General features: G+C 44.0%; 9 protein-coding genes. 4 read left to right on the top strand and 5 right to left on the bottom strand.

Annotation, left to right across the window (positions count from 1 at the left end; all coding sequences use genetic code 11):
- Window positions 1-144: 144 nt before the first annotated feature.
- The 4 genes from AC3CID_RS03090 to AC3CID_RS03075 form a co-directional block, all read right to left on the bottom strand.
- The gene (locus AC3CID_RS03090) at window positions 145-2,025 is read right to left on the bottom strand and encodes an ATP-dependent zinc protease family protein (protein WP_488526930.1); all 1,881 of its coding nucleotides are present in this window, start codon (window positions 2,023-2,025) and stop codon (window positions 145-147) included.
- Window positions 2,026-2,330: 305 nt separating this feature from the next.
- Window positions 2,331-3,140 carry a M15 family metallopeptidase gene (locus AC3CID_RS03085; RefSeq protein WP_488526929.1) on the bottom strand — a complete coding sequence of 270 codons (810 nt, stop codon included), beginning with the start codon at window positions 3,138-3,140 and terminating at the stop codon, window positions 2,331-2,333.
- 82 nt (window positions 3,141-3,222) lie between these two features.
- Window positions 3,223-3,951, bottom strand: a complete 729-nt coding sequence (locus AC3CID_RS03080; RefSeq protein ID WP_488526928.1) for a DUF429 domain-containing protein — start codon at window positions 3,949-3,951, stop codon at window positions 3,223-3,225.
- A gap of 58 nt (window positions 3,952-4,009) precedes the next feature.
- Window positions 4,010-5,722, bottom strand: a complete 1,713-nt coding sequence (locus tag AC3CID_RS03075; RefSeq protein WP_488526927.1) for a class I SAM-dependent methyltransferase — start codon at window positions 5,720-5,722, stop codon at window positions 4,010-4,012.
- A 269-nt stretch (window positions 5,723-5,991) separates the two neighbouring features.
- On the opposite strand from AC3CID_RS03075, the gene AC3CID_RS03070 reads away from it, so the two are divergent.
- The 4 genes from AC3CID_RS03070 to AC3CID_RS03055 all read left to right on the top strand — a co-directional run bounded on the left by AC3CID_RS03070 (window position 5,992) and on the right by AC3CID_RS03055 (window position 11,415).
- Window positions 5,992-6,930 carry a hypothetical protein gene (locus AC3CID_RS03070; RefSeq protein ID WP_488526926.1) on the top strand — a complete coding sequence of 313 codons (939 nt, stop codon included), beginning with the start codon at window positions 5,992-5,994 and terminating at the stop codon, window positions 6,928-6,930.
- A 197-nt stretch (window positions 6,931-7,127) separates the two neighbouring features.
- Window positions 7,128-7,895, top strand: a complete 768-nt coding sequence (locus AC3CID_RS03065; protein WP_016767150.1) for a 1-acylglycerol-3-phosphate O-acyltransferase — start codon at window positions 7,128-7,130, stop codon at window positions 7,893-7,895.
- Between the two features lie 146 nt (window positions 7,896-8,041).
- On the top strand, window positions 8,042-9,412 hold the full coding sequence (locus AC3CID_RS03060) for an MBL fold metallo-hydrolase RNA specificity domain-containing protein (protein WP_488526925.1): 1,371 nt from the start codon (window positions 8,042-8,044) through the stop codon (window positions 9,410-9,412).
- Between the two features lie 455 nt (window positions 9,413-9,867).
- Window positions 9,868-11,415, top strand: a complete 1,548-nt coding sequence (locus AC3CID_RS03055) for an alanine/glycine:cation symporter family protein (RefSeq protein ID WP_017084421.1) — start codon at window positions 9,868-9,870, stop codon at window positions 11,413-11,415.
- A 145-nt stretch (window positions 11,416-11,560) separates the two neighbouring features.
- Here the strand turns inward: AC3CID_RS03055 and AC3CID_RS03050 are convergent, their stop codons facing one another.
- Complete coding sequence (locus AC3CID_RS03050; RefSeq protein WP_010440610.1) at window positions 11,561-12,154, bottom strand: acetate uptake transporter; 594 nt, start codon at window positions 12,152-12,154, stop codon at window positions 11,561-11,563.
- Window positions 12,155-12,406: the final 252 nt, after the last annotated feature.

The following is a 12,406-nucleotide window of genomic DNA, read 5'->3' as shown; positions in this document are numbered from 1 at the left end:
TCTCTAAGGAGCCGCTTTTTTTAACTTGTTCACAAGGCATTGATGGTTAGCCGTTTAGGCTCTCAATAAAAAACCACACATCCCAATACTGAAATGTGTGGCTGTCTAAAACTGTTCTAGAACGAACTTAAATAAGTTTAGGTGTTAATCCATATCACCCAACAAGTAATCTTCATCGCTACTCACTACTGCGCCGTGCTTTAAGAAGTTCTTACCTAAGATCATGCTGTATTCAAAGCGAGAGCGATCTTGAAGGTTTACCCTCACCTCTTTCTCTAAGTCACCCAACTTCACCTTCATTTCAACGACAGGGCGAATGTTCACCTTCTCGCCTTTCTTGGCTTTGATGCGCATAACATCAATCACTGGCTTGGTGAAATCTTGCTTATCGCCTTGGTTGTTTTGATAGGTAAAACTCACCATGTCTTGGCCGTCTTTCTTAAATCGTTTGATGTTGACTGCATTCATTGAGCTTACATCCGCGCCAGTATCCAACTTGGCTGGGAACTTCATGCCGTTCACTTCAACAACTTCAATGTGCCCAACTTTAAACAAAGGCTCAGCTTTCAAAAGATAGTCAGAGCGAGTGTTCACATACACACCGTCTTTTGCCATCTTCTTGCCTAAAATAAAGTACGCTTCTTTCTCATTCGTATTGAGCACATCGATGGCAAACTCTTGCGTACGAACGTTTCCAGAGACCGCAAACTCACCACTCACTACCGGACGAGTATCATCACCGACTTTAAGCTTCTTAATAATTGGCTTGGTCACCTTCTGCTTCTCACCGTTTACATCCGTAAGGTAAAATTCAACGTAGGCATCTTTGCCTTTACCTGTCATTTCAAAACTGTCGACCTTCAACAGAGGCGTGTTGACAGTGAAAGAGGCAACGGCCTTGAGTGGGAAGTCATCAAGGGTGATGTCCTCTTCTGGAGAAATAACCAAAGGTTCACTCTTTTTAGCGACATCACTAAAGCTTTCTGAACCTTCAGAAAGAATATTTTCTGCATTGGTATCAATCATGAAAAGTTCACTGGCGGTACTGGTACCAAATCTCAACTGCGACTCACTACTCGAGCGCTCACGTAGGTACACCAGAACGTCTTTAGTTGTGTTTTCATCGAGTTGAACCGGCACATACACCAAAGGTCTTTTCTTACCACTCACGCTCAACATACGAACTAATGGCAGCGTCATTTCTTTTTGCTTGCCGTCGTTGTCGACCATATCAAACGTCACTTCACTGTTCTTCTTATCTACATCGATGTCTTTTGCATGAAGGATGCTGTAGCGATTTTTTAATGAGAAGGTCGCGTTCATCGCCATTCCAGAGATAGACACCACCTCTTTTCGGCCAACCACTGTTGCGTTCTCTTGCTCTTGTAAATAGTCGTAACCTGCAAACACCAGTGCGTTATCCGCAAGGAAGGTTTTGCCGATCAATACTGGCGCAGAGAAGTGGCTTCTGTCAGTCAGGTTAACGTCTGTTTTTAGCTCTTGGTCTGCAATGGTAAGCGACATTTTTACGGTAGGACGAAGTAAAGGCGTGCTGCTGGTGCGGCTGCGTATCATGCTGACACGCTCTAAAGGCGCTTCGATTAATACCATATCTCCCGTGCGCGGGTTTTGAACTTTAAAAGACACCACAGCTTCATATTTCGCAAAGGTACTGCCATTCCAATCATCGTAATCAACATCGGAACTATTCAACAGGTCTTCGGTTAACGCCGCCATCAACTCTTTGTCTTTGAGGTTTTTATAGTCGGCATTCTTGCTTTTCACATGAATGTCTTCAGCGTGCATAGAGGTGGTTTCTGCACCAGTATCGATTTTACCAATGAAAGGAACGTCTTTTAGCCCTTGAACGCTCGATAGGTACACATTCTCAGTACGGCCTAATACCGCCTTACCATCGAGTTCGTAAGTAGGGTTTTGCGTGGTCGGTGAAGTATCAGTAGCCAAAGCATATTGTGAAAAAAGTAGCGTACTTAGAAGAGTTAGAGCCAAAGGTATCTTTTTCATTAGTTGGTCCGTTGTGATCAGTTCACTAATAATACTGGCGTTTCGGCGAAGAGTTCCCCTACCAGCACAGGTTCTCACATAACGTTAACGCTATGAGTTTTTCAATGACAAACCGATGACTTTGCAGAGCAATACCTTATCGATTATTGACTAATGGATACCCAATAACCTTTTTAATGCCTGGTGTTATATTGAAGAAATGAATATAAAAAAGGCCAACGACATACGTTGACCTTAGCGATTCAAAACACACCATAAGCAGGCTTAACTTGCTAAAACACAAACGGTTCTAGATAAACATAGCACTAAAAAGCCCCGACTGTTTTCTTTGCGCAGATAGCGCGAGCTTTTTCTGCGTTCTCGCTTTTGTTCTTATTAAAACATTGGCGGTAAGATTCGACGTAACGCTCAAATAACACCTTTGCTTCAGGTAGAGGTTTATCGAGCAGTTGGGTAACGAACTTTCTTGATCCAACCTCAAAATGCTGAGTATCGATTGGGCTATTCCAATCCCCTCCCCAGATCATAAATCCGTGATAGGCAAACAGCTCAACCACATCTTCTGCCATGCCACTGCGTTCAATTTCATCACGCGCGCGAAAACGAGTACGGTTCACATAGCGAGTCGCAGATTGTGAAGGCTTTACCGTGATTCGTCCGTTGTTATCGAACTCTAAGAAAGGATTTTGAACTGGGTTGATGTCTATCGCCACACCATAAGCATGCTTCGACCAGCCTCCTCCGCCAGTAATAGGCCGAGCATTAAATGCACTGCTGTTGTTCGCTTCCATTGAGGCGTTGTCGTCACCTTTGAACTCACGCATCAAGCGAGCAGAATGAAGAGGGAAATTGCGCTGTTTTAGCTCTGAAAAAATTTGCTCAACAGAAGGCGCAACAACATCAAGCACTATCATATTGCCCTGTTGCGTTTCGCCGTTGAAATTAATGAAATCGAAATCCACTTTGGATAATCGTTCACAACCAACAGGCGCACCATTACTCAAGACATTGTTCTTTTTCATCATGTCGCATTGCCATTGAGATATAGGGGCAACTTGGGCATAACTCGCAGCACTGAGCACAGTGGCCAGCCAGCCGACAATAAAACGTTTCATATCAAAGACTCAAAAATAGTAAGAGTGAAAAGTAACAGAGGTTGGAAAATAGCATATTAAGCCAAGCTGAGCGCACGCTTTGTTAGCGCGCTTTATTCCAATAGACAATCTCTCTAACTCGTCCGTTCCGATCCTTGTCAGCTTCTCCACCAACATCAGAAAGTTCAGGTAAGGTCGATAATTGCGGAGCGTAATAGGCAACCAACATAAGTACAAAAGCATCGTAAATATCGTCTATCGCGACGTCTTTACGCTTAGTGTTTGAAATGGCCAACGCCAAGCCATCACACCATTGAGGGGCGAGTTGCTGAATAATAGAAAGCCGTTCCTCTTTGCCTTCTTTTGTTCGTTTAGAAAAGGTCAACGGTTCGCCTTTCAAAGCTGCAAACACCACCTCCGGGTGAGATTCTCTGATCGATAAATTTGGGAGCTCATCGATGAGTTTATCCAACTCTCGAATTTTAGGAACAATCCCCCAAGTTTGCTTAGAGAACTTCTTACCAAGCTGCTGCACATTGGCATTACACGCCGCAATGTAATCAGTTTGGTAAACCGCCTCTCGGCACGGCACCGGAAACACCGAAGAACCACGCTTGCTGGTTAGAAAACGTCTTGCCGCTTTATCGCATAATCTATCTGGAGTAAGCGAATCGCTAAAGCCAATCGGCATATCGATTAACGTTGTTGCTCCCATAAGATCATCGACCAACTCATCGAGCCTGTTTACCACTTTGAACGTAGGTGGCTCATTGCCTGAGACAATCCAAGCGATCCACCCCGCCTTGCAACCATCAATTCCGATGTATTTCATTATGTTCTCGATGATTAATTTGTTGAGGGCTATTTGGGATAACTAGCCCACTTAATGTTCAGTGCCACTCACTAATCAACAGTCGGCTTTTTACACCACGTATCTGCAATCCCATTGCATCGAACACCTCTTCAAAGTCTCGACACTGTGCAGGGATGTTAGGTAACGAAAGAGCGGCTTCTGAAAAGAATTGTTGTTCAAAATGAGCCGAATCGTTCCAAGCGAGTTGCCACCACTCTAGAATCCGCGACTTGGACGAGCGAAGCTTTTCAGCCGTAGGAACTTTGTCACTTTTACTTAAGTTCTCTTTGCTTGTAGTAGGAAAGAGATTCCACTTATCGTTGTTTGGCCAGTAAGCGAAAGGCAAACAGTGATCAACGTGATACTCATTTTTTAATGATTTCCCACTCCATACGCTGACAATACCGGCACGATCAGTTCTAAGTTGCTCGACACGTTTACGCACATCGCGAGTATCATGCTTTTGATCGATCCATACCAAGCAGTCGTGATAAGTCTGTAGTGAGATACTTCGCTGTCGGTTCAACTCGAAGCGCTGCATCTCCATTACCCATTGGTTCACCACCAGCGGTTCAATCCAAGAGTGGTAGATTCTAAAGCACTCCCACAGGCTTTCATCGAGTATGAAATAACCAAAGCTTTCTAGGAACTCACTATCAATGATCAGCGATTCTCGGCTCTTCCGTCGTTTTTTAGGAGGGTATATATCGAATAGTCGGGTGTCTTTCGAGCCTTGATAAATAAAAGTCACAGGCCCTGATTTAATGGTGCTGATCGTTTGTGAAAATAGCTTTTGTAGAGCCTTAGCTTCATCGCCGAGAAACATAGCGCCTATCGCTAGATCATCAGCACTTAAGTGTTTGAGTTTATTCCATCCGTCCTCTTTTACAAACCCAAGTCCCTTCGTTGTGTTGCTATTTTGCTGAATCCCAGCGCCTTCTATGTCGATATCAATCAGTCGCTTAAACTGCCTAACCCAATACAGAGCAACCAAGCCCACTGGTAGAGAAATTTTCCCATCAGTTCGATCAATCACAGAGCCTGAATGAGCATCAGCAATTCGCAGTAATGTTCTCAACAAAGCCAACTTGTATGTCGCCGACTTGTTGTCATTCACAATAATGTGGCGCACCTTGTTCAAGTCGCCAGAACTATCATCTGGTAATGTCATCACAACGGTTTGCCACCACACTTCACTGCGGTTCAATGTATCTTGGCTATCATCGACATGACGAACCAACAAGGCGCTGTTTTTTGATAAACGCTCAAGCTCTTCAACCGAGACTTGATACCCTTGCCGACTGTCTTGAAACTCTCCATGACGTAGAGTGATCACCAGCTTGCCATTTGGAGCTAGCAAGTTAGACAACTTTCTAAATGCACGCTCTCGATGAGACGGAGCGAGATGCATCCAAACCGCACTGACCAATATCAAGTCAAAACGCATTCCGAGGTTTTCAGTGCGGCTAAGCGAGGGAAGTGAATCATCAATCCAGGTAACACTTGGGCCTGTATATTTCGAGCCTTGTTCGCGTAATGAAGCACTTGGTTCTATCGCAATAACATCAGCTCCGGCATTGTGCATCCATAACGCATCACGACCGCTCCCAGCACCGACATCTAGTACTTTATCGCCCTCTAAAGGCCAATAAGCTTGCCAGCTTTTATGCACCGTCTCGAACGTCACTGAGTTGTACTGTTCACAAAGTGTGTAAGCATTTTTATCGTAAAAAGAAATCGATGAGGACATATGCGCTATTAGAGTAAGGAGCCTATCTCAATAGTAATGGGGAGCTTGGGTGATTGCTAGCGGCACATGTAAGTTCAGCAACACGAATCGACATTAATCGTTAGTGACTGTTTTATATCAACATCTACCTAATGAGCTCATCAGGCGAGTCACATCTCGAATCAGTTTCGTCAGAAAAATAAAACAAACAAGGTGCAAGGCGACGTGCTAACGGAGATAATTGCTTTGATAATTAAACCAACCTCAAGCACCTAGCCGATAAAAGACTAATGACCACATACTCGTACATAGACATCCCATTTAACCTGCGCCACACCTGTTGGTTTTGTGGTGAACCTTCCAATGATGTTGTTGAATTTCCTAAGACTGCACAGGCTATTGCCAAGATAGACTATTCACCGATTGCACTGCCAGCTTGTAAGGAATGCGCGAGTGTTAGGTATGCAAAAGATCTAAATTCAATTTGGGCTGTGCGCGACCTGATAAAACACGCACTCATCGATAAATATGCAAAGCACTTAGGCATCGGTGAAAACTGGACGGAGCAAGAGCTTATTGATTCAGATTTCTCTGGCTCGACGCTTGGCGGGTTTGGGCGCAGTGCTTGGAAGATGTATCAAATCGCCAAGCAGCGAATCGACTATAAAGGTTGGCCTTTGTCGGTTGATGACATTGTAATCGAGGCCTACGACGAAACCAGTGGCTTTGAATTTGACGGTACTCGTTATGCTTCAATCAATTCGTGTATCGATTATTTCACCAAGGCTGCGGGCGTAGACAAAGAGCTGCTATCGCAACTTGTCGACATCGTTTCAACAGACCGTTTTAGCTACGCGTTGCGAATCGCCAAACTAAACAAGAATGTCTCTAATACCAAGCGCTCAGAGATCATCGAAGAGGTGTTACAACAAGAGTCTGAACAAGAAGAGATACAGCTTGAACAAGCAAATTCACTGTTCAACCCAAATGTCGAAGAGGTCAGTATTTCAGGTTCAATAGCGCCTGTATTTGCCATTCAATGGGCAATGATGAATAACGTTAAAGATTTAGCTCACCTTTGTTCACTCGAAGATGATTATTTTGACTATTTCGAACATCTTGGTGGCCCTGCAGCTTTCATGTCCTATAACGGCCTACAACTCTATTTAGAGTCGCGTCAAAATCCTGAATGGGTAGAAAAGTCGGATCCAAATAAACAGTATTGGTGAACATACCTACCTACTGGTGAACACGTGTAAGCTCGATGATCGTGTCAAACACCTATTGTTAGTCCTTGTTTTATATAAAGATCTAAAAAAAGAACCCTATAACAGTTAATTGTTGCAATTCGGTTAAATAGAGTGAAAACTTCAAGCATCTAAAACTATTTAATCACTGCAATCTTGCGGTGAGTAAGGAGTGAATTGTGCTTGCTGTTCTTCGTATAATTTTGGCTACGGTGTTTATTATTTTCACCACCCTCTGTGCTTTTGTTTACTGCTTGTTTAGCCCCAAGAACCCCAAGCATGTGTACGTTTTCTGTCGTTGGTTCAACCAGCTACAAAAGATCGTCGGTGTAAAACTGGTGCAGCGCGGCCTAGACAATGCGCCAACGTCAGAAAAAAGCGTCTACATCTCTAACCACCAAAGCATATTGGATTTTGTCACCGATCCGGGGATGCTGAGGCCGCGTACTGTTTCGCTGGGTAAACGCGACTTACTGTATGTGCCTTTCTTTGGCTTGCTGTATTGGATCACAGGTAACATTCTGATTAATCGTGAAGATAAATCCAAAGCACGCGATACCATCAAGCAAGTGGCAGAAGCGATCCATCACAGAGATCTGTCTGTTTGGGTTTACCCAGAAGGAACACGCAGTAAAGGGCGTGGATTATTGCCATTCAAAACAGGGGCTTTCCGGATGGCGATTGAAGCCGGCGTACCTATTACCCCAATGTGTACCAGCACTACGCACAATAAGATTGACCTCAACCGAGTTAATAATGGCATTGTGATCACCGAGATGCTGGAACCTATCGATGTGTCTGGATACAAGCTCAGCGACGCAAGAGAGTTAGCCAATCGCTGTCACGCACTCATGGCAGAGAAAATCGCAGAACTTGATGCCGAAGTGGCTCGTTTAGAGGAACAACAACACCCAGAGCTGGATTCAGACCGTTCTTCTACGAGCTAACTCACAACGAACACACTGAGCCATCGCTCAATGACTTAAAAAGACACTCAACGATCGCAACTCTCATTGTTCTCGTTTTACTTGCTGGCGTTTATCCGCAAAATAAAAACAGGCGTAACGGCTTTATAGAGCAATGGGAGTAAACGATGGAAGTGATTCACCATGGTGGCAAACATACTGTCACCGGATCTTGTCACGAGCTAAGGGATTCAGGCCAAGCGGTGCTCATCGACTGTGGCCTTTTTCAAGGTTTAGATCTTCAAGATAAAAAGCTTCAAGGGGAAGACACACACCCTTTTGATATTGAATTTGAAACGTCCCACCTTAACGCTCTGCTGCTGACTCATACTCACATTGACCATATTGGCCGATTACCTTGGTTACTCGCCAGCGGCTTTAACCAACCGATTTATTGTACGCAAGCCACCGCAGAACTCGCTCCTTTAATGATTGAAGACGGGCTAAAACTGCAAGGGCTCAGTCATAAACAATCAAAACTCATACTCAAAAAAATTCATTCGTTGATTGATCCTAAGCCTTATGGTGAGTGGTTTTCAATCGCTCCTAAGCAGCAAAATAACGGAATGGATCATCGTAGGCCAAATACTCTGTATGCTCGCTTTCAACCTGCTGGGCACATCTTAGGTTCCGCCTATATCGAGATTAAGCTATCTAGCCAAGAGATTGTGGTCTTTTCTGGTGACTTAGGGCCAAGTAACACACCACTCCTGCCCGATCCAAAGCCACCACAACAAGCCGACTATCTGTTTATTGAATCCACATATGGCACAAGTCAACATGATGATATTGCTACTCGTTCAGACCGCCTCAAAGCGATCATTGATCGTTCGCTGCTCGATGGTGGCGTCATTCTAATTCCGGCTTTTAGCATCGGTAGAACACAAGAGCTTTTGTTTGATATCGAACACCTGATCTTTAAGCATCAACTCAGTAGCGATATTCCTATCATCCTCGATTCTCCCATGGCAGAGAAAGTGACGCGTTCCTACCGACGCTTTAAAGAGTTGTGGGGGCAAGAAGCAAAACAACGTCTTGAACTGAAACGTCACCCACTTGCTTTTGAGCAATGTATTACCGTTGACGGGCATAGAATGCACAAGAAAATCGTCAATCGTCTTAAGTCGACAGGTGAACCCGCAATTGTGGTCGCAGCTTCTGGAATGTGTCAGGGCGGCAGGATCATGAACTACTTATCGGCTTTGCTTCCAGATAAACGCACCGATTTGATTTTAGCGGGCTATCAAGCACACGGAACGCTCGGGCGCGAGTTGCAGCAAGGCGAAATGCAGGTTTCTATTGATAACAAAGACGTTGAGGTTAATGCTCAAATTCATGGCATGTCTGGCTACTCGGCTCATGCCGATAAAGAAGATCTCAACCGATTTATAGCAGGAATTTCCGTTCCACCAAAAGAGCTGCATTTGATACATGGCGAACCAAATACTCAGTCTGAGTTCGCTCAAGAACTACAGGCGCGAGGGTTTGTGGTTGTTTGAAACACGCATCAAACTAGCCACTTTTACTCAGTAAACATTAAGGCCAGAATTATCGAGCCTTCAAAGGCACAGTTTCTTAGGCCTGCGAGATCACTCGATGAAGGTGATATATTCCAATCAAATCCATCTCGCCACTCATATATCAGCCGTTCATGCTAATCGGTTTTCACCGCTGTTTTTCTCGATTTTGTCTCTTCTGCATGGCTCAAATTTCCATTTTTGTATTAATCACTATTTATTCACTCTGCAAAACGCCAGAAAATACATACAGTTGCATATAAAGTTGAATGGAACGATTATCGAATTAGAACTAAGCGTTAACAAACCTCCTCTGTAACTTGCTTTATGTCACAGTAATCCTAATGCGCAGTTAAATAATTTAACACTTGGGTTACAAGTGAAGTATTGTGTTGTTCGAAAAACAATCATAAGTAAAACTAACAGGGAAAATACTCATGCAGTCATTCGTTGATTTTTTGAATGGAATAATCTGGAGTCCAGTACTTATCTACCTATGTTTAGGTGCAGGTTTGTTCTACTCCATCATGACTCGATTTGTTCAAATCCGTCACTTCTTTGAAATGTGGCGCTTGCTACTATCAGGTAAAAGCTCTGCAAAAGGCATCTCGTCTTTCCAAGCTCTTGCCGTTTCGCTATCTGGCCGTGTAGGTACAGGTAACATTGCCGGTGTTGCTGCCGCTATCGGTTTCGGTGGTCCGGGTGCAGTATTCTGGATGTGGGTTGTAGCCTTCTTTGGCGCCGCGACTGCTTACGCAGAATCTACGCTAGCGCAAATCTACAAAGAAGAAGACGAAGGCCAGTTCCGTGGTGGTCCGGCTTACTACATTGAAAAAGCGATGGGCCAGAAGTGGTACGCATGGATCTTCGCTATCTCAACTATTTTTGCATGTGGTATTTTGCTTCCAGGTGTTCAGTCAAACAGTATTGGTAATGCTGTAGAAGCTGCATTTGGTTCAGGCGACATGATTGAAACAGCTATCGGTACATTCAGTTTCGCTAAAATTTTCACTGGTACTGTTGTTGCTATCATCCTTGCTTTCATCATCTTTGGTGGTGTTAAACGTATTGCGAACTTCACACAAATTGTTGTTCCATTCATGGCATTGGCTTACATCATTATCGCGTTCGTTATCATCTTGCTAAACATCGGCCAAGTGCCAGCTGTTTTCGGAATGATTCTTGGCGATGCATTCACACCGATGGCGGGCTTTGGTGCTGCAATTGGTTGGGGCGTTAAGCGTGGTGTTTACTCAAACGAAGCGGGTCAAGGTACTGGTCCTCACGCAGCGGCAGCGGCAAATGTCGATCACCCAGCTCAGCAAGGTTTGGTACAAGCGTTCTCTATCTACATCGATACTCTTCTAGTATGTTCTGCTACAGCGTTCATGATCATCATCACTGGTGCTTACAACGTTCACGGCGGCGCTGAAGGCGTGTTCCTTGTTCAGAACCTAGCAGCAAACATTGGCGCGAATGGTCCTGTATTTACACAGCTTGCGATTGAAAGTGCACTACCAGGCATTGGTAAGCCATTCATCGCATTTGCTCTGTTCTTCTTCGCATTTACAACGATTCTTGCTTACTACTACATCGCAGAAACGAATATTGCTTACCTACGTCGTACCATCAAGATCCCTGGCATGATGTTCGTACTTAAGCTTGTTCTTATCACTGCGGTTTTCTATGGCACAGTCAAAACAGCTAACCTTGCATGGGCAATGGGTGATGTTGGTGTTGGCTTGATGGCATGGTTAAACATCGTAGGTATTCTGATCATCTTCTTCATGTCTAAGCCAGCGCTTAAAGCACTTGCTGATTATGAAGAGCAACAGAAACAAGGCGTAACTGAGTACACATTTAATCCTGTAAAACTAGGTATCAAAGGTGCTACTTACTGGGAAGAGAAGTACAAGCGTAAAACAGGTAAGTCTCCTGAAGCAGAAGCTGCAGACACTAAACCTGTAGAGCAACCTTCAGCTTAAGCTTTCCTTAGCAAATAGATCGCTTTAACAAATAGCGCTATTAATAACGCATAAAAAAGGGGTTAGCCATTTCGGCTAACCCCTTTTGTTTTATTCATAACCAATAAACGGCTTATAACAAACTAACTGTTCCCGAGTTAGAGTATTAAGCAGCGATTTCTTGTGTTGCCATTTGAGGAGCTTTCTTCTCACCGATAGGCAGTACTGTGCGGCCGTACTCGTTGTTGATTACTTGTGCCATTGCAAAGTAGATAGCTGAAGCGCCACAGAAAATACCTTCAAAACCAGCGATAGTGCCGATTAGTTCACTGCCAGTGAAATCACGAGCTGCAAGTAGGAAGAACAGGATCGTTAGTGAACCGAATACTACTTGCTTCGCAACTGGGTAACATAGAGAACCGATGAACATGAAGCCTGTGAAGATGCCCCATAGTAGTAGGTACCAACCCATGAATGCAGCAGGGCTTGCTGGAAGACCCATGTAAGGCATCACGATCAAACCAACTAGAGATAACCAAAATAAGCCGTATGAAGTAAATGCTGTCGTACCGAACGTGTCACCACGTTTGAAACACATAGTGCCCACGATAACTTGGCTCAAACCACCGTAAAAAATACCCATTGCAAGAATCATAGAATCGATTGGGAAGAAACCTGCGTTGTGGATATTAAGAAGAATAGTGGTCATACCGAAACCCATTAAGCCTAGTGGCGCTGGGTTAGCTAGTTTGGTGGACATTGCGAATTTACCTTATTAAAGTGGTTGATTAAAAAAAAACGATAAAAATTATCAGAAAATTTTAATCTATAAACCGTACAACTAGGTAATCCAGTTATCGCAAACTAAGATTGTACAAATGATCTTATGGAAAAATTAGTTTCATAACCAGCTTGTTTAATTCACCGAAACTATCAATAAACAGATTCCCTATCACGTATCTACTCGTTAGATCGTCATTCCAGAATCGAGGGACGAGGTATCTGGAATCTC

The organism is Vibrio sp. QJM3NY_21, from assembly GCF_057785975.1.
This window is presented reverse-complemented; position numbering and strand designations above follow the sequence as displayed.

What these genes read in the sequence shown, in the direction of transcription:
- AC3CID_RS03090 (WP_488526930.1), bottom strand. Translation starts at nt 2,025, where the DNA reads ATGAAAAAGATACCTTTGGCTCTAACTCTTCTAAGTACGCTACTTTTT.
- AC3CID_RS03085 (WP_488526929.1), bottom strand. Translation starts at nt 3,140, where the DNA reads ATGAAACGTTTTATTGTCGGCTGGCTGGCCACTGTGCTCAGTGCTGCG.
- AC3CID_RS03080 (WP_488526928.1), bottom strand. Translation starts at nt 3,951, where the DNA reads ATGAAATACATCGGAATTGATGGTTGCAAGGCGGGGTGGATCGCTTGG.
- AC3CID_RS03075 (WP_488526927.1), bottom strand. Translation starts at nt 5,722, where the DNA reads ATGTCCTCATCGATTTCTTTTTACGATAAAAATGCTTACACACTTTGT.
- AC3CID_RS03070 (WP_488526926.1), top strand. Translation starts at nt 5,992, where the DNA reads ATGACCACATACTCGTACATAGACATCCCATTTAACCTGCGCCACACC.
- AC3CID_RS03060 (WP_488526925.1), top strand. Translation starts at nt 8,042, where the DNA reads ATGGAAGTGATTCACCATGGTGGCAAACATACTGTCACCGGATCTTGT.
- AC3CID_RS03055 (WP_017084421.1), top strand. Translation starts at nt 9,868, where the DNA reads ATGCAGTCATTCGTTGATTTTTTGAATGGAATAATCTGGAGTCCAGTA.
- AC3CID_RS03050 (WP_010440610.1), bottom strand. Translation starts at nt 12,154, where the DNA reads ATGTCCACCAAACTAGCTAACCCAGCGCCACTAGGCTTAATGGGTTTC.